The 17,966-nt window shown below is 75.9% G+C and carries 13 protein-coding genes; 5 read left to right on the top strand and 8 right to left on the bottom strand.

The features are described from left to right. Nucleotides 1-60: 60 nt before the first annotated feature. Complete coding sequence (locus AB0P07_RS24320) at nt 61-1,425, top strand: hypothetical protein (RefSeq protein WP_365553838.1); 1,365 nt, start codon at nt 61-63, stop codon at nt 1,423-1,425. A gap of 5 nt (nt 1,426-1,430) precedes the next feature. On the opposite strand, the gene AB0P07_RS24315 is transcribed toward AB0P07_RS24320, so the two are convergent. Next, complete coding sequence (locus AB0P07_RS24315; RefSeq protein WP_365553835.1) at nt 1,431-2,684, bottom strand: sensor domain-containing protein; 1,254 nt, start codon at nt 2,682-2,684, stop codon at nt 1,431-1,433. Between the two features lie 418 nt (nt 2,685-3,102). On the opposite strand from AB0P07_RS24315, the gene AB0P07_RS24310 reads away from it, so the two are divergent. The 3 genes from AB0P07_RS24310 to AB0P07_RS24300 are packed head-to-tail and all read left to right on the top strand — an operon-like array spanning nt 3,103 to nt 6,718. After that, nucleotides 3,103-3,429, top strand: coding sequence for a hypothetical protein (locus tag AB0P07_RS24310; RefSeq protein WP_365553832.1), 327 nt, complete (start codon nt 3,103-3,105; stop codon nt 3,427-3,429). Then, on the top strand, nt 3,426-4,181 hold the full coding sequence (locus AB0P07_RS24305) for an ABC transporter ATP-binding protein (protein ID WP_365553829.1): 756 nt from the start codon (nt 3,426-3,428) through the stop codon (nt 4,179-4,181). Before AB0P07_RS24310 ends, AB0P07_RS24305 begins: the two co-directional genes overlap by 4 nt. A 2-nt stretch (nt 4,182-4,183) precedes the next feature. Continuing rightward, the gene (locus AB0P07_RS24300; RefSeq protein WP_365553826.1) at nt 4,184-6,718 is read left to right on the top strand and encodes an ABC transporter permease; all 2,535 of its coding nucleotides are present in this window, start codon (nt 4,184-4,186) and stop codon (nt 6,716-6,718) included. 826 nt (nt 6,719-7,544) lie between these two features. On the opposite strand, the gene AB0P07_RS24295 is transcribed toward AB0P07_RS24300, so the two are convergent. The 7 genes from AB0P07_RS24295 to AB0P07_RS24265 all read right to left on the bottom strand — a co-directional run bounded on the left by AB0P07_RS24295 (nt 7,545) and on the right by AB0P07_RS24265 (nt 16,625). Further along, nucleotides 7,545-10,094, bottom strand: a complete 2,550-nt coding sequence (locus AB0P07_RS24295; RefSeq protein ID WP_365553823.1) for an ABC transporter permease — start codon at nt 10,092-10,094, stop codon at nt 7,545-7,547. Then, the gene (locus AB0P07_RS24290) at nt 10,091-10,939 is read right to left on the bottom strand and encodes an ABC transporter ATP-binding protein (protein WP_365553820.1); all 849 of its coding nucleotides are present in this window, start codon (nt 10,937-10,939) and stop codon (nt 10,091-10,093) included. Before AB0P07_RS24290 ends, AB0P07_RS24295 begins: the two co-directional genes overlap by 4 nt. 132 nt (nt 10,940-11,071) lie before the next feature. Continuing rightward, on the bottom strand, nt 11,072-11,749 hold the full coding sequence (locus AB0P07_RS24285) for a response regulator transcription factor (protein WP_365553817.1): 678 nt from the start codon (nt 11,747-11,749) through the stop codon (nt 11,072-11,074). Continuing rightward, nucleotides 11,746-12,999, bottom strand: a complete 1,254-nt coding sequence (locus AB0P07_RS24280; RefSeq protein ID WP_365553814.1) for a histidine kinase — start codon at nt 12,997-12,999, stop codon at nt 11,746-11,748. The genes AB0P07_RS24285 and AB0P07_RS24280 overlap by 4 nt, the downstream gene beginning before the upstream one ends. Before the next feature lie 166 nt (nt 13,000-13,165). Then, a complete protein-coding gene (locus tag AB0P07_RS24275) occupies nt 13,166-13,681 on the bottom strand; it encodes a hypothetical protein (RefSeq protein WP_365553811.1) in 516 nt (171 codons plus the stop codon). Between the two features lie 470 nt (nt 13,682-14,151). Beyond that, entirely contained in the window at nt 14,152-15,177 is a 1,026-nt protein-coding gene (locus AB0P07_RS24270) for a hemolysin family protein (protein ID WP_365553809.1), read from the bottom strand. Next, nucleotides 15,174-16,625, bottom strand: coding sequence for a hemolysin family protein (locus AB0P07_RS24265; protein ID WP_365553806.1), 1,452 nt, complete (start codon nt 16,623-16,625; stop codon nt 15,174-15,176). The genes AB0P07_RS24270 and AB0P07_RS24265 overlap by 4 nt, the downstream gene beginning before the upstream one ends. A 293-nt stretch (nt 16,626-16,918) precedes the next feature. Here AB0P07_RS24265 and AB0P07_RS24260 point away from each other — a divergent pair, with 293 nt between their 5' ends. Next, the gene (locus AB0P07_RS24260; RefSeq protein WP_365553803.1) at nt 16,919-17,935 is read left to right on the top strand and encodes a sporulation protein; all 1,017 of its coding nucleotides are present in this window, start codon (nt 16,919-16,921) and stop codon (nt 17,933-17,935) included. Nucleotides 17,936-17,966 lie beyond the last annotated feature (31 nt).

The following is a 17,966-nucleotide window of genomic DNA, read 5'->3' as shown; positions in this document are numbered from 1 at the left end:
AACGCTGACGTCCGCCGTGTGCGCCACCGACCTCGTGCTCGACCGGCCTACGGTGCCCGGGTGACCCTCCTCGACTCCGTCCGCCGGGACTCCGCCCGTCGCGAGTCCGTCCGCCCCGACCTGGGCGCCGCCGCGGCCGCCGCGCTGCTCGTGACGGCCGCCGTTCTGGTCGGCCGGTACGTGTACACGTACGACGATCTGATCGTCGGCTGGCCGCCCCTGCTGGGCCGCTGGGGCCCGCACCTGGGCCCCGGCACCCCGGCGGCGGTCCTGGTGGCGGTGGCGGCCGTGGCGTACGGCCCCGCCGTCGCCGCCCGCCTGCCGTGGCGCGCGCTGCTGCCCTCGGCGTGGGGCGTGTCCATGGCCTGGATCTGGTCGCTGGCCCTGATCGACGGCTGGCGGACGGGGATCGCCGGCCGGCTCACCACCCGCCACGAGTACCTCACCGTCATCGACCGCTGGCACGACGTCCCGGCGACCCTGCGCGACTTCACCGGGCACATCCTGATCCACTCCCCCGACAACTGGCCCGCCCACGTCGCCGGTCACCCCCCGGCGGCCACGCTCACCTTCGTGCTGCTCGACCGGATCGGGCTGGGCGGCGGAGGCTGGGCCGGGGTCTGGTGCATCACCGTGGGCGCGTCGGGGTGCGTGGCCGTGCTGGTGACGGTGCGGGCCCTGGCCGGGGAGCGGCTCGCCCGGCGGGCGGCGCCCTTCCTGGTGCTGGCACCGGCGGCGGTGTGGCTGGGCACGTCCGCCGACGCGTACTTCGCCGCGGTCGCCGCCTGGGCGGTGGCGCTGCTGACCCTCGCGGTCACCGGGCGCTCGGCGTGGTGGGCGGCGGGCTCGGGACTGCTGTTCGGGCTGACCTGCTACCTCTCGTACGGTCTCACGCTGTTCGCGGTGGTCGCGGCGGCGGTGCTGCTGCTCGGCCGGCGCGGGGTGCGGGAGCGGCCGGTGCTGTTCCTGCCGCTGCTGGCGGGAGCGGCGGTGGTGCCGGTGGCGTTCACGGCGGTGGGCTTCGACTGGTGGGAGGCGTACCGCCTGCTGGTCACCCGCTACTACGAGGGCGCGGCCGGTGTCCGCCCGTACGGCTACTGGGTGTGGGCCAACCTCGCCTGCACGGTGCTCATCACGGGCCTGGCGACGGCGGCGGGCCTGCGGCGGACCGGGGCGGTGCTGGTCCGGCGCGGGGACTCGGGCCGGCAGGAGCTTCGCCTGGCGTTCCTGGTGGCCGCCGGACTGCTCGCCCTGCTGGCCGCCGACCTGTCCGGCATGAGCAAGGCGGAGACGGAGCGCATCTGGCTGCCCTTCGCGCTGTGGCTCCTGCCCTCCTGCGCCTTCCTCTCCCACCCCCGCGCCTGGCTGGCGGCGCAGGCGGTACTGGCGCTGCTCCTGAACCACCTGGTGGCGACGGGCTGGTGAGGGGGTCAGCCGCCGCAGGGCAGGTCCACCTCCAGCGTCGTCGGGCCGCCGGGCGGGCTGGTCAGGCGGAGGGTGCCGTCCAGGGCCGCCACCCGGCGGCGGATGCCGGTCAGGCCCGAGCCGCCGTCCTCGTCGGCGCCGCCCCGCCCGTCGTCCTCGACCAGCAGCCGCAGCCGGCCGCCCCGGGCGCGGACCGTGACCGAGGCCCGCCCGGCGCCGCTGTGCCTGGCGACGTTGGTGAGCGCCTCGGCGACCACGAAGTACGCCGTCGCCTCGACGGCGGCCGCGCACCGCTCCGGCACGTCCGCCTCGACGCGGCAGGGCACCCCGCAGTCCGCCGCGAGGCCCGACAGCGCGTCCGCCAGGCCGCGGTCGGCCAGGACCGGCGGCAGGATGCCCCGCGCCACCGACCGCAGTTCCGCCAGCGCCTGCTCCGCCGCCGACTGGGCCCGCTCCAGCAGTTCGTCGGCCCCGGCCGGGTCCCGCGCCGCCGTCCGCCGCGCGGCGCCCAGCAGCACCGTCACCGAGACCAGCCGGTTCTGCGCGCCGTCGTGCAGGGACCGCTCGATCCGGCGCAGTTCGGTGGCGTGCGCGTCCAGTGCGGCGGCCCGGGTCGCGGTCAGTTCCGCCACCCGCAGCGACAGGTCCGTGTCCGGGCCCGCCGCGAGCAGCCGCCGCGCCGGGGCGGCCTGGAGCCGCGCCATGCCGGGGCCCAGGCCCAAAAGGATCGCGGCCCAGCCCACGCCCAGCAGCAGCGCCGCGACCGCGTCCAGCCAGGTGTGCGCGGTGCCGACGCCGATGGAGGTGGTCGTCGCGTCCTCGGGCACCAGGCGCCACCACAGGGGGAACGTGCCGTCCCGGACGGCGCAGAGCGGCAGCAGGAGACCGAGCAGGCCCAGCAGGAGCCCCAGCGTGCCGTGCCGCACCAGCCACCCCAGCTCACGCCGGGTGGTGGGGTCGGCCAGCGCGGACCGCAGCCGCACGGGCGGCGGATCGGGCGGGACGATGTCGACGCCCCGGCGGGCGAGGCGTTCGCGTTCCCGGCGGGCCAGCGCGTGCAGGGCGCGCAGCACGAGCGGCGCGAGCAGCAGTCCCACCCCGGCCGGCGCGGTCACGGCGGCCACGGCGGCCAGCAGCAGCACGCCCAGCGCCTGGAACGCCGTACCGAGCCCGCCGACGAGCTGCCCCGTCGCCGCACGGGCGGCGCGCAGGGTCCGTACGGCGGTCTCCCGCACGGACGCGCCCTCGACGACCGTCATCCGCCTGCCTCCCTCCGGCCGTACGGCCAACGCCGACGTGCCCGACCCTAGCCAGGGGTGTCGTTCGGATCAGGCCGGCTCCGGGCAACGGTGCGTTGTGGCCGAGCCGAGCGGGGTCTGGTGCGTGCAGCTGCGAGGCGGAGGAGGGCGCCGGGGCGGAGCCCTGGCAACCGACGACAACGCCGCTGGGGGTACCTCCCACGCTCTTAAGGCAGTGGGGGAGTGCGTGCCAGACCCCGTGACCCCGGCAAGATCCGAACGACGCCCCCCAAGCCGCGGGACGCTGAGCCGGCGGGTGCGGAGCCGGAAGGTACAGCCTGCTGTACCTCGGACCGGGCGGCTCACGGGATCGGCGGGCGCGGGCCCTGCTCCCTAGCGTCGGAGACGACCGCGAGCGACGCCGACGGAGGCCGCAGCCATGACGTACCAGGACCACCGAGAGCACCGGGACCACCAGTACGGGGGCCATCAGGAGCACCGGGACCACGGGGCGGACCGGGACCATCGGGACCCCTACCGCCTGGTCACCCCCCAGGCCGCCCCCGCACCCGGTGACGGCCCGGGCGCCGTCTCCCGCGGGGACGTCCTGCGCACGCTGCTGTGGACCGTCGTGGTGCTCAGCGTCGTCGCCAACACGGCGCTCTCCTTCACCGGCGCCGCCACCCCGCTCCACCTGGCCACCGGCCTGGTCACCGTGCTCGCCGCCGGCACCCTCGTCGTACGCGCCCTGCGGGGGCGGCGATGAGCACCGCCGCCCTCGCCACCGCCACCGCGCGCAGGGCGCCCGCCATCGCGCTGGACCGTGTCGCCCGCACCTACCCGGGCGGCGTGCGGGCCCTCGACGACGTGTCGCTGACCGTGGAACACGGCACGTTCCTCGCGGTGATGGGGCCCTCGGGCTCCGGCAAGAGCACCCTGATGCACTGCGCGGCCGGGCTGGACTCCCCCACGTCGGGCAGTGTCCGCATCGACGGGCAGGAGATCTCCGGCCTGAACGAGACCCGCCGCACCGAACTGCGCCGCGAACGCGTCGGGTTCGTGTTCCAGGCCTACAACCTGATCCCCTCGCTCAGCGTCGAGGACAACATCACGCTGCCGCTGCGGCTGGCCGGCCGGCGCCCGGACCGGGAGTGGCTGCGCACCCTGACCGAGCGGGTCGGGCTGGCCGACCGGCTGTCGCACCGCCCCGCCGAGCTGTCCGGCGGCCAGCAGCAGCGCGCCGCCGTCGTACGGGCGCTGGCGGCCGGGCCCGCCGTCGTCTTCGCCGACGAACCGACCGGCGCGCTGGACCTGCGCAGCGCCCACCAGGTGCTCGGCCTGCTGCGCGCGCTCGTCGACGACCTCGGCCAGACGGTGGTCATGGTCACCCACGACCCGGCCGCCGCGGCCCGCGCCCACCGCGCGCTGGTGATGGCCGACGGCCGGGTGGTCGAGGCCCTGGAACGGCCGACCGCGCCCCGACTGGCCGACCGTCTCGTGGCGTTGGGGGAGCGGTAGCCGTGCTGCGTCTCGCGCTGCGGATGGCCGCGCACCGGATCACCGCCCTGCTCGCCGTGGCGTGCGCGGTGCTCGGCGGCGCGGCCCTGATCACCACCACCGGCGTACTCGCCGAGTCCGGGCTGCGTTCGCAGCTGCCGCCCGGGCGGCTCGGCGGCGCGGACGTCGTGGTCGCCGCCGGCCAGGAGTTCCACCCCGGCGGGGATCTTCCCCTCGCGCTGCCCGAGCGGGCCACGGTCCCGGCCCGGCTCGTCGACCGGCTGGCCGCCCTGCCCGGCGTCACGGCGGCCGTCGGCGACATCGGCTTCCCGGCGGCGCTCGTCGACGGTCGCGGACGGATCACGCCGGTCGAGGAGGACCCGGGGACGGCGGGGCACGGCTGGTCCTCGACCCGACTCCTGGCGCACGCGCGGGTGGCGGGCCGGGCACCGTCCGGCGGGGACGAGATCGCGGTGGCCGCCGGCACGGGCCTCGCGGTCGGCCAGCGGGTCGACGTCGTGGCGAACGGGCGCCCCTCCGCGTCCTACCGGGTCTCCGCGCTGGTCGACGCCCCGGGCGCCGGCGTCTACTTCGCGGACGGCACGGCCGCCCGGCTGGCCGCACGCGACGCGGGGAGCGAGGGCCCGCGCGCCGGGACGGTGGACCTGATCGGGCTGCGGGCCGACGAGGGTGCCGGGGCACGGGTGGCCGCCGCGGTGCGCGAGGCGGTGGCGGGCACGGGCCTGGAGGTGACCACGGGCGCGGACCGGGGCGAGGCGGTGGCGCCCGGCGTGGGTTCGGCGCGCTCGCTGCTGATCCTGCTCGCCGGTTCGCTCGGCGGGATCGTGCTGCTCATCACCGCCTTCGTCGTCGCGGGCGCGCTGGGCGTGACCATCGCCGGGCAGCGCCGCGACCTGGCGCTGATGCGGGCCGTGGGCGCGACGCCGAAGCAGATCCGCCGCCTGGCCGCCGCGCAGTCGACGATCGTCGCGGCGATCGCCCTGGTGCCGGGCGTGGCCGTCGGCTACCTGCTGGCGGGCCGGTTCCGCGAACTGCTGGCCGACCGCGACGTCCTCCCGCCCGAACTGCCCCTCGCCTTCAGCCCCTTGCCCGCGCTCGCCACGCTGCTCCTGGTGGTGACGGCCGTACGGCTCTCCGCCCGGTGCGCGGCCTGGCGCACCTCGCGGATGCCGGCCACCGAGGCGGTCGCCGAGTCCCGCAGCGAGCCGCGCACACCGTCGCGGGGGCGGACCCTGGCCGGGCTGCTGCTGATCCTCGGCGCGGGTGCGCTGTCGGTGGTGCCGCTGCTGTCCCGGACGGTCCTCGGGGCCTCGGTCACCTCCATGGCGGGCATCGTCGCCGCGATCGGCCTGGCGCTGTCCGGCCCAGCGCTGGTCCGGAGCGCGGGCGAGGCCGCCGTACGGCGGCTGCGGCCCGGGGTCGCGGCGCCGACGTGGCTGGCGCTGTCCAACGTACGGGCGTACGCGCTGCGGCTGTCGGGGTTGGTCAGCCCGATGGCGATGGGCGTCGTCTTCGTCCTGACGTACACCCTCACCCAGACCACGGTGCTGGCCGCCACCTCCGAGGACACCCGCACCGGCACGCTCGCCCAGTACGAGCTGACGGCACCCGCGCTGGGCGGGCTGCCCGACGGCACCCTGTCCGCCGTGCGGGACGTGCCCGGCGTACGGGCCGCGGCACCGGCCGGGACGACCACGGTGGTGTGGGAGTACGAGGAACTGGGCGACCCCGTGGCCGAGTCGGCCCCGGCGCCGATCCTCGCGCCGGACGCCCGGGGCGTACTCGACCTCGGCGTGAGGGACGGCGACCTGGACCGGCTGACCGGTGCCACGGTCGCCGTGAGCGGCGAGGCAGCGCGCACCCGTGACGCCGGGGTCGGGAAGCGGGTACGCCTGGTGCTCGGCGACGGGGCGCGCGTCGAGGCCCGGGTCGTCGCCGTCTACGACCGGGGGCTGGGCTTCGGCCCGGTCGTCCTCTCCCGCGAGCTGGCCGCCGGGCACACCACGACCGGCCTCGACCAGCGGATCCTGGTCCGCACCGACGGCACGGCGCAGGCGCAGCGGGGGCTCGCCGCGCTGGCCGCCGACCGTCCCGGGCTCACCCTCGCGAGCACCGCCCCGGACGCCACCGGGGCGGACACGCCGCCAGAGGTGTGGATCAACCTGGCGGTGGTCGTGGTGCTCCTCGGCTACCTGCTGCTGAGCATCGCCAACAAGCTGGTCGCCGCCACCGCCCAGCGCCGCACCGAGATCGCCGCGCTGCGCCTGGTCGGCACGACCCCGCGGCAGATCCGCGCGATGATGCGCCGCGAGGCCGCGGTCGTCGCCGCCGCGGCCCTGGCCTGCGGTCTCCTGCTGTCCGCCGTACCGCTGGCCCTCCTCGGCCAGGGCTTCCTCGGCCACCCGTGGCCGGCGGGCCCGGTCTGGCTTCTGCCGGTGGTGGCGGCGACGGTGACGGCGACGTCGTACCTCACGATCGAACTCCCCACCCGCCACGCCCTGCGCACCCCTCCGGCGGAGGGCCTGCGAACGGGGTGACCCGGGTGAGCCGTCGCCACCTGCCGGGGCCCGGCCACCGGCAGACTTCCGCCCCTGACCCGCTCCCGCCCGCAGCAACGCGCGGGGTCCCGCCGTCGACGGGCTCACGCCCCCAGCGACGGAGCGGCTGCGCGGCCTCGCGGCTCGCGGACCCGAAACGGCCGGGCGGGCCCGGCACCCGAGCGGACCCTCGCTGCGCCGGACAGCCCCGGGCCGGCCTCACGGGCGCGCCGACCCCCGCACCGGACACTCCCCAACCGACCCGGACGGGCGACCCGGGCCCACCCGAGCGGCGGCGCGGCCTCGCGGCTCGCGGACCCGAAACGGCCCGGCGGGCCCGGCACCACAGCGGACCCTCGCTGCGCCGGACGGCCCCGGGCCGGCCTCACGGGCGCTCCGACCCCCGCACCGGACATTCCCCAACCGACCCGCACGGGCAGCCCGGGCACACCCGAGCGACGGCGCGGCTGGCGGCCCACGGCTCGCAGACCCGAAACGGCCCGGCGGGCCCGGCACCACAGCGGACCCTCGCTGCGCCGGAGAGGCCCGGGCCGGCCTCACGGGCGCGCCGACCCCCGCACCGGACATTCCCCAACCGACCCGGACGGGCGACCCGGGCCCACCCGAGCGACGGCGCGGCTGGCGGCCCACGGCTCGCAGACCCGAAACGGCCCGGCAGGCCCGGCACCCGAGCGGGCCCTCGCTGCGCCGGACGGGCCTGGATCGGCATCGCCTGCGGGCGAGCGTCGTTCACCGCACGGACGGCACCGCACCCGGACGGGGCTCACGGCCAGGCGGTCCCCGCGACCCGTCACCCGGCCGGACCTCACGCCCCCCGTTCCCGCAGTGCCGCCCGGGCCGGGAGGATCGCGGCGGTGAGGGCGAGGGCTGCCGCCGTCGCGGCGAAGGCGGCGTACAGCAGCGGGGGAACGTGCGGCAGTTCGCCGGTCAGGCCACGCATCATCGGGGTCAGCGTGATCATGGCGATGGCGGTGCCCAGAGCGACGCCCGCCGCCGACACCAGCAGGCTCTCCCAGCCCAGCATGCGCAGCACCTGGCGCCGGGTGGAGCCGACCAGGCGCAGCGTGCGCAGTTCGCGGCGACGGTCCAGGACCGTCATCACCAGGGTGTTGACCGCCGCGACGGCGGCGAAGCCGCCCAGGACGGCGGCCATCATGTAGTTGGCCCAGGCGCCGAACTCGCGGTCCACGTTCTGCGCGAGCGCGTAGCCCGAGGCGTCGGTGACCTCGCCGAGCGCGCCGAGCGACTCGGCGTCTCCGCCGCTGACCAGCAGCGTGTCGGCGAAGGCGGAGGTGACGTGCCCGTCCAGCAACGCGCGGTCCATGGTCACCGCGGGCAGGCCCAGGCCCCGGCCGTAGACCGCGACGACCTCCGGGGCGGCCTTCGTCCCGTCGGGGAGGTGGAGCGGCAGCTCGTCGCCGAGCCCGACGTCCGCCGCCGTGGCGAGGGTCCTGTCGATGGCGACCCGGCCCTCCCCCACCCGGTCCAGGCTGCCCTCGCGCACGTCCAGGTCCTGCACCCGCGCGAGCCGGGCGGCGGGGCCCGAGACGCCCTGCACCGCCGTGGCCTGCAACGACGTCTCGCCGCCGCCCCGGACGGGCACCAGCACCCGGGTGTCCAGCAGACTCACCGCCGCGTCGACGCCGGGCGCGCGGGCGGCACGTGCGACGGCGTCGGCGGGCAGACCCGCCGGGGCGGTCACCACGTGGTCGGCCGTGATGCCGTCGCGGAGCTGCTCCGAGGCGACGTGGCTCTCGCTGGTGTGCATGAAGACGAGCGTCGAGGCGAAGGCCATGGCGAGCACGATCGGGGTGATCGCGGAGGCCAGCCGGCGGGAGTTCGTACGGGAGTTGGCGGCGGCCAGCGACGCCGAGGCACCCCCGCCGCGCAGCAGCAGGCCGAAGAGCGCCGCGCACAGCCGGGCCAGGATCGGCCCGAGCAGCGCGACGGCCAGCATGAAGAGCATGACGACGCCGAGGGAGGCGCCCGCCGCGTCCGCACCGGCGGCGGAGGCGGCCACGCCGGCGAGCACCGACCCGCCGCCGACCGCGGCGAGGCCGAGGACGGTACGGACGACACCCGGCCGCAGCCGCTCCACCGACGCCTCGGCGAGCGCCTGACCCGGCTTGATCCGCGCGGGCCTGCGCCCGGCCGCCCACCCGGCGCCCAGCGCCGTGAGCAGCCCGAGACCGACGGCGGCGAGCAGCGGGAACCCGGAGACGTGCACGTCGACCGCCTCCGGGACCGCCCCGCGGTCCTGCATCTGCCCGAACCACCAGTGCGCGAGCCCGATGCCCGGCAGGCAGCCCAGCAGCCCGGCGAGCGGGGCGACGAGCAGCGCCTCGGCGGCCACCGCCCGGCGGATCTGGCGCGGGGTGGCGCCGACGGCGCGCAGCAGCGCGAACTCGCGGGTGCGCTGGCCGACGGAGAGGGCGACCGTGCCGGCCGCGGTGAACACCGCGACCAGGGTGGCGATCCCGCCGAAGGAACCGCCGACCGCGAAGAGCGTCTCCTTGGCGTACGCCAGCCCGCGGTCCTCGACCTCGCCGCGGTCGTCGCCGGTGAGCGTCTGCGCGCCGGAGCCGGTGAGCGCCTTCTCGACGGCTGCGGCGAGGGCGTGCGGGTCGACGCCGTCCTCGGCCATGACGGCGATGGCGTCGGCCTTGCCGGGGTGACCGGCCAGCACGGGCGCCTCCGCGTCGGCGAACCAGGCCGTGGCCCCGCCACCACCCGCCCCTTCCCGCGCGGCGTCGCCGGCACCGGCCTCGGCCAGCCCGGACACCCGGAAGCCGGCGCGCCCGTCGGCCGTCTCCAGCACGACGGTGTCGCCGACGCCGGCCCCGGCGGCACGGGCCGCGTCGGCGCCGAGGACGACCTCACCGGCGCGCGGCGCGGCGCCCTGGGAGAGCGCGGTACCGGTGAAGACGTGCGAGCCCCAGCCGTGGCCGGTGAGCGCGCCCGCCGGACCGTCGCCGCCGTTCTCCGAAAAGCCCTGCGCCGGGAGGCCGTGCACCGGGAAGGTGAAGTCCGGTACGGCGGCGGCCGCGCCCGGCGCCCCGGCGGCCTTCGCCGCGAGCCCCGCGTCCACGCGGGCGGTGTCGGGCAGCGGGAACTCGGTCACCTCTGGTCCGTCGACGGTGTCGGCGACGACCCGCGCGGACTGGTCGGCCGCCGCGACGACCGGCGCGTTCGCGTACCGCTCCGCCGGTACGGAGGCACGGATGCCCGTCTCCAGCAGTACGCCGCAGGCCGCGACGACCAGCGCCGACATCATCAGCGCGACGAACGTGCCCACGAAGGAGGCGGGCTTGAAGCGCACGGCGGCGCGAGCGAGGCCGTTGGGCTTGGCACTCATGCCGCCGCCCCCGCCCCGACCCCGGCCGCCGCTCGGGTACGAGCGGTGAGGGCCGTCATGCGCGCCGCGATCCGCTCGGCCGACCCCCGTTCGAGGTGGTCGGCGAAGGCACCGTCGGCGAGGAACAGCACCCGGTCGGCCCAGGCCGCCGCCGCCGGGTCGTGGGTGACCATGACGACGGTGGCGCCGAGGGTGTCCACCGCGTGCCGGAGCAGCCCGAGGACCTCGGCGGCGGTGCCGGTGTCGAGGGCGCCGGTGGGCTCGTCGGCGAAGATCACGTCGGGGGACGTGACGAGCGCGCGGGCGACGGCCACCCGTTGCTGCTGCCCGCCGGACAGCTCGCCGGGCCGGCGTCGCGCCTTGTCGGCGAGCCCGACCCGCGCGAGCACCTCGGCGGCGCGACGGTGGTCCTGGCGCTGCCCGGCCAGGCGCATGGGCAGCAGGACGTTCTGCTCCACGGTCAGCGAGGGCAGCAGGTTGAACGCCTGGAAGACGAAGCCGAGGCGGCTGCGGCGCAGCTCGGTGAGCTCGTTCTCGCTCATGCCGGTGATCTCCGTGCCGCCGAGCCGCACCGATCCCGCCGACGGCCGGTCGAGCCCGGCGGCACACTGCAGGAAGGTGGACTTGCCCGATCCGGACGGTCCCATGACGGCGGTGAAGCTGCCGCGCGGGAGGGCGAGGTCGATGCCCGCGAGCGCGTGCACGGCGCCCGCGCCACGGCCGTACTGCCGCCGCACGCCGCGCAGTTCGACGGCGAGACCGGGCGCGGCGGCCGGGGCGCCGGGAAGGCCGTCCGCCCCTGGCAGGTCGCCGGCCTTCTGCCGCTTGCCCTTGCGTAGCCTCATGGTCCCGTCTCCTCATCCGTACGTCTTGCTGGCGTGACGGGGTGAAGAGTGCGGGGCCGACTGCCCGCCGGGCGTCATACCCGGGAGCCAATGTGCGACTGATACCCGGGTAGGGGGTCGGGTCGGGGGGGACTACTGCTCTCCCGGGGCCACCAGCCCCGACTCGTACGCGAAGACGACCGCCTGGGCCCGGTCGCGCAGGTCGAGCTTGGTCAGGACGCGGCTGACGTGGGTCTTGACCGTCTGCTCGGCCAGCACCAGCGTCCGCGCGATCTCCGCATTGGACTGCCCGCGGGCCACGTGGGTGAGGACCTCGGTCTCGCGTTCCGTCAGCCCCTTGAGCCGCAGCGCGGGCTTGCCCCGTGACGCGGGGCGCTGCTTGGCGAAGTCCGCGATGAGGCGGCGCGTCACGGAGGGGGCGAGCAGCGCGTCGCCCGCGGCCACGACCCGTACGGCGGCGATGAGGTCGGCGGGCGGCGCGTCCTTCAGCAGGAAGCCGCTCGCGCCCGCCCGCAACGCCTCGTAGACGTAGTCGTCGACGTCGAACGTGGTGAGCATGAGCACCCGCGGTCGGTGGGTGACCCCTGCCGGGGGCGCGAGCAGCCGGCGGGCGGCCTCCAGGCCGTCCATCTCGGGCATCCGCACGTCCATCAGCACGACGTCCGGATGCGTACGCCGGCTCAGCTCGACGCCCTGCGCACCGTCGGGGGCCTCGCCCACCACGTCGATGTCGCTCTGGGCGGCCAGCAGCGCGGCGAATCCGGCCCGCACCATGGCCTGGTCGTCGACGATGATGACGCGCGTCGTCACGTGGAGTCCTCTTCGGTCAGGGGAAGGTGTGCGGCGACCCGGAAGCCGCCGTCCGGCAGCGGGCCCACGTCGAGGGTGCCGCCGACGAGCCGGACCCGCTCGCGCATGCCGACGAGTCCGTGCCCGGTGCCGCCCGTTTCGAGCGGCCCGGCGGGCGGCTCGGGCGGCGGCCCGTTGACGACCAGGACGGTGAGCCGCTCCCCACCCCGGTCGCCGGCGGGCTCCGACGCGGCCAGGGACACCCGCGTCGCGGCGCCCGGCGCGTGCCGTACGACGTTCGCCAGGGCCTCCTGGACGATCCGGTACGCCGACAGCCCCACCGCCTCGGGCACGTCGGCGGCGCGGGAGAGGTCGCAGGGGGTGAAGTCGACCGGAGCGCCCGTCCGCGCCGTCGCCTCCACGAGCTGCCCGATCTGCGGGAGGCCCGGCTGGGGCATCAGCTCGCCGGGCGCCTCCTCGCTGCGCAGGACGCCGAGGAGCCGCCGCATCTCGCCGAGGGACTCCCGGGCGGTCGCCGCGATGGACGTGAACTCCTCCCGCACGTGGGGCGGCAGCGTCGCGAGGCGGTACTCCGCGGTGTCCGCCTGGACCGTGATGACGGACATGTGGTGGGCCACCACGTCGTGCAGCTCGCGCGCGATACGGGCGCGCTCCTCCAGCAGCGTGCGCCGGCCCCGCTCGGCCTCGCTGATGGTCTCCTGCTCGGCCAGCCTGCGCTGCACCTCGTACCGCTCGCGCAGCACCCCGCCCAGCAGGAGCGCGACGCCGCCGAGGATGGTGAACAGCAGTTCGCGGGCGCCGGTGCCGTGGGGGGCGGCGAAGCCCAGGCCGACGTTGGCGGCCGCCGTCACCAGCCACACCAGCACCAGCGTCCGGCGCCGCTCGCGCAGGCCGAGGGCGAGGCAGAGGGCGACGTACCCGACGAGCTCCATCGGCGGGAACGGCCACAGCAGCCGCTCCTCGAAGTCGACGGTGCGCAGGGCGAGCGCCCCGGCCACGTCCGCGAGCACGACCACGTACCAGGCGTGCAGCGGGCGTACGACGGCCAGGAGCAGCGGGGCCGCCTGCGCGACGGCCAGCGCGCTCGCCACGGCGCCGCCCAGGCCGTAGTCGGCGGTGAGGACCACGATGGTGGTGGGCAGCAGCGCGACGCACAGCACGAACGCCACGGCCCACGGCAACGCCCGCACCCACCGCCGCGAAGCCCCCGCGAGCAGCGCGCGGGGGCGCTCCCCCTCCACTGAGGTCATGGTCACCAGACTAGGTGTCCGGCGGGGCCGCGCCGTCCCCCTGGAGAGCCAAGCCCGCAGTGATACCGCGGTAGGGGGTCGGGGGGGCCACGACGGGGCGGGCGCCGTACGGGAGGGGAGTCGCTCCGGCCGGCGCGGCAGAAACCGGACGTGATACGGCAACCGGTCAGACGGAGGCCGTCGCCGTCCACTCCCGCAGCAGCGCCAGGCGCTGTTCCCTGGTGGGGGCGACGTCCTCGGGCTCCTCCCGGCGCCAGCCGACCAGCTCCCCGACGGTGGTGGTGCCGTCGGCGAGGCGGGCGAGGAGGGTGCGGGAGAGTTCGTACTCGTCCGGGGTGTGGATACCACCGGTGACGGCCGCCAGGACGCTCGCCTCGACCGTGCCGTCGCCCTCCGTCTCCACGCACACCGTGAACTGCGGCGGCAGTTCGCCGTCGCCCGTGAACAGCACGACGAACGAGTCGAACGCCATGGACGCCAGCCGCCGCCGTTCGGACCGCACGGCCACGTCCCGCACGTCCAGCCCCCGCACCTCGTCCCACCCCCAGGACCGCCCGCCCTGCTCCAGCCCCAGGACCTCCACCCCACCCTCGGTCAGCCGCACACCGGGCGCCGTACCGGTGGGCTCGGCCCCCAGGTACACGCACTCCTCAGTGATCCAGAACAGGCCGACCATGGTCATGGGTGTCTCCCCCGGCGGTGCGGTTTTCGCTGTCGTGAGGGGAGACGAACGCGATCACACGCAGGTTCCCCACGGTCGGGAGCGTCAACGCTCCCTTCACCGCGAGTCGTTGACGTGGAACCCCCCGTCCACTCCACTCCCGGGACGACGAAGCGGGACCCGATGCTCACCGAGGCCACCCCGTCGAATTCACCGTCCGCCGTCGGGGCGCCCAACGCCCGGGGCGATGCGAGCAGCCGGGCGCTTCGCAGGACGGTGTGCAGCGCAGCCGCCGGACCGACCGCCCCGAGCGGCGACATCAGACACAGCTGTGCGAGCTCCGGGTATCGCCCGTACCGCTCGTAGGTCTCGGTCCGGAGAGGCCGGTCCAGCCGGGCCCCGGGCGCGGCCGACCACACGCTCGGCCGCGCCCGGTTCGGGGCACCGGCGCGCGGCCGGCCGACGGTGCGGCCGGCCGCGTCAGGACGTCGTCACGGCGCCACCGGCGTCGTCGGGCCCACCAGTTCCGTCAGGACGTCCTCCATCGTGACGAAGCCCAGGACCGCGCCCGTCTCGCCGGTGACGGCGGCGAGGTGGCTGTCCTCCGTGCGCAGGGCGGTGAGGGTGTCGTCCAGGGGGGTGTCGATGCGGACGCGGGTGACGCGGTGCAGGGCCGTGCGCGGGAAGGGGCTCTCGCGGTCGGTCAGGCCCAGGGTGTCCTTGATGTGCAGGTAGCCGAGGACGGTGCCGCCGGGGCCGGTGACCGGGAAGCGGGAGTAGCCCGCCTGGGCGGCCAGGCGTTCCAGCTCGGCCGGGGTGACCGTGTGCGGGACCGTGCGCATCTTCTGGACCGGGACCAGGATCTCGCCGACCGGGCGGGTGCCCAGTTCCAGCGCGTCGCGCAGGCGCTCGCCGTCGGCCGGGGTGAGCAGTCCGGCCTCACTGGCGTCGACCACCATGCGGGCCAGCTGGTCGTCGGTGAAGACGGCCTCGACCTCGTCCTTCGGCTCCACCCGCAGCAGCTTGAGGAGCGTGTTGGCGAAGGCGTTGATGCCGAAGACGACCGGCTTCAGGGCCCGGGTGAGGGCGACCAGCGGCGGGCCCAGGAGCAGCGCGGTGGTCGCCGGGGCGGCCAGCGCGATGTTCTTCGGGATCATCTCGCCGATCAGCATGTGCAGGTAGGTCGCCAGGGTCAGGGCGATGGCGAAGGCGACCGGGTGGACCAGCGCGTGCGGCATGTGGACCGCCTCGAACACCGGCTCCATCAGGTGCGCGATGGCCGGCTCCGCGACCGCGCCGAGCACCAGGGAGGAGACGGTGATGCCGAGCTGGGCCGTGGCCATCATCTGCGAGATGTGCTGCAGGCCCCACAGGGTCATCCGGGCGCGCTTGTCGCCCGACTTCGCGCGCGGCTCGATCTGGCTGCGGCGCACCGAGATCATGGCGAACTCGGCGCCCACGAAGAACGCGTTGGTCAGCAGCGTCAGCGCGCCGATGAAGAGCTGTACGACGGTCATCGGGCCAGCTCCCGCTCTTCGTGCGCCGACCGGTCGCCGGCCGACTGCTCGCGCGCCGCGTGTTCGTGTGCCGCGTCCTCGTGCGCCGCGTGTTCGTGCGCCGCGTCCTCGTGCGCCGCGTGTTCGGGCGCCGGCGACGCGTCGTCCGGCGCGGGGGCCGTGACGCGCAGGCGGTCGGCGCGGTGGTGGTCGACGTCGAGGACGTCGATGCGCCAGCCGTCGAGGGCGACCACGTCGCCCTTGGCGGGGATGCGCGTCAGGTGCGTGGCGACCAGGCCGGCCAGGGTCTCGTACGGGCCCTCCGGCGCGGTCAGACCGATGCGCTCCAGGTGGTCCAGGCGCAGCGAGCCGTCGGCCTCCCAGGCCGCGCGGCCGTCCGGGTCCGCGGGGGCGGGCAGCAGGTCCGGTATCTCGACCGGGTCGTGCTCGTCGCGCACCTCGCCGACGACCTCCTCGACGATGTCCTCGACGGTCGCCACGCCCGCCGTACCGCCGTACTCGTCGATGACGACGGCCATGGTGCGGCTGGCGCGCATGCGCTCCAGGAGGCGGTCGGCGGGCAGGCTGTCCGGCACCAGGAGGGGCGCGGTGGCCAGCTCGGTGACGGGGGTGGCCCGGCGCTCGTCCGGCTCCAGGGCCAGCACGTCGCGGATGTGGACCGTGCCGACGACGTCGTCCAGGCTGTCCCGGTAGACCGGGAAGCGGGACAGGCCGGTGGCGTGCGAGAGGTTCGCGGCGTCGGCGGCGGTGGCGTGGGCCTCAAGGGCCTTGACGTCCACGCGCGGGGTCATGACGTTCTCCGCGGTCAGCTCGCTCAGGTGGAGCGTACGGACGAACAGCTCCGCCGAGTCCGCCTCCAGGGCGCCCTCCGCGGCCGAGTGCTGGGCCAGGGCGACCAGTTCCTCGGCGCTGCGGGCGGACGCCAGTTCCTCGGCCGGTTCCAGGCCGAAGCGGCGCACGAAACGGTTCGCCGTGTTGTTCAGGTGCCGGATGAAGGGGCCGAAGGCGGTGGTGAAACCGCGCTGCGGGCCCGCGACGACCTTCGCGACGGCCAGCGGACGCGAGATCGCCCAGTTCTTGGGGACCAGCTCGCCGACGACCATCAGGACGACGGTGGACAGCACCACGCCGAGCAGGGTCGCCACCGTGGAGGCGGCGCCGCCCAGGCCGATCGCCGTCAGCGGGCCGCGCAGCAGCACGGCGATCGACGGCTCGGCGAGCATGCCGATGACCAGCGAGGTCACGGTGATGCCGAGCTGGGCGCCGGACAGCTGGAGGGTCAGCGAGCGTACGGCCTTCAGGGCGCCGTCGGCGCCGCGCTCACCGGACTCGGCGGCCCGCTCCAGGTCACCGCGCTCGACGGTGGTGAGGGAGAACTCGGCCGCGACGAAGAGCGCGCACGCGAGGGTGAGGAGGAGGGCCAGCAGGAGCAGCAGGACCTCGGTCACCGTGCCACCCCGCTTCCCTCACGCACAGACGGGGGAACAGACGGGCCGGCCGCGGCACGGCCGGTACTAGGGGGCTCCATTACGGAACGGAACTCCTTAACGGGGTCGGTGGGCGCCGGTACCAGCCGGGCACCCGAGGGTTCTCCCTCATGGTAAAGGACGAGCAAAAAGATCGGGAGTCCTGAGACCCCTATGCTTCTACTCGCCTGTAGAGAACGGCCGGAGGATTCCGGTTGTTCCCACGGGTGCTCTCACAGGAGTTCCCGCACGAACGTGAAGGAGTGAACGCCTCGATGGTGTTCAAGCGGCTGCTCGGTTCCCTCGGTGTGGGCGGACCCACGGTGGACACGGTCCTCGACCCGGGCGCCGCCCGGCCGGGGGGCATGCTGTCGGGCCGGGTCCACCTGGTCGGCGGCACCGTCGACCACGACGTCGAGCAGGTCGCGCTGGAGCTGGTGGCCCGCGTGGAGACCGAGCACGAGGAGCACGGCGACGGGGAGGGCGTCGTCGCCTTCGGCCGGCACGCCGTCGGCGGCGCCTTCCGGCTCGCGGCGGGCGAGGAGACCAGCCTGCCGTTCGCGGTGCCGCTGCCCTGGGAGACCCCGGCCACCGAGCTGCACGGGCAGCCCCTGGGCATCGTGCTCGGCGTGCGCACGGAGCTGGCCGTCGCCGGCGCCCGGGACAAGGGCGACCTGGACCCGCTGACCGTGGCGCCGCTTCCGGCCCAGGAGGCCGTCCTGGACGCCCTCGGACAGCTCGGCTTCGGCTTCCGCTCCGCCGACCTGGAGTACGGCCGCATCGGCGGCACCGGTCAGCAGCTGCCCTTCTACCAGGAGATCGAGCTGACCCCGCCCCCGCGCTACGCCCACCAGGTCAACGAGATCGAGCTGACCTTCCTGGCCGTGCCCGGCGCCCTGGAGGTGGTGCTGGAGGCGGACAAACGAGGCGACCCGTTCGCCGACGGACACGAGGGTCACGGCGGCCACGACGCGCTCAGCCGCTTCTCCGTCCCGCACGAGGGCCCCGCCGGGCCGCAGGACTGGAACACCCTCGTCGACGGCTGGATCCGGGAGCTGGTCGAGCACCGCGCGTCGTACGGCTCCCACGCGGTGTACGGCCACGAGTCCGGGTACGCCGGTCACGAGTCCGGGTACGGCGATCACGGGTCCGGGCACCCGGGCGGCGGGCCCGGCATCGGCGCCGCCGTCGTCGCGGGCGCGGCGGGGATCGCCGGGGGGATGGTGGCGGCGGAAGTCGTCGACGAGGTGGGGGACTTCTTCGAGGGCGACTCGGAGGACGAGGAGGACTGATAACTTCTACAGTGCTGTAGAGGGTCAGGAT

This window comes from Streptomyces sp. NPDC085944 (genome assembly GCF_040686295.1).
GTDB classification, from domain to species: domain Bacteria; phylum Actinomycetota; class Actinomycetes; order Streptomycetales; family Streptomycetaceae; genus Streptomyces; species Streptomyces salinarius.
This window is presented reverse-complemented; position numbering and strand designations above follow the sequence as displayed.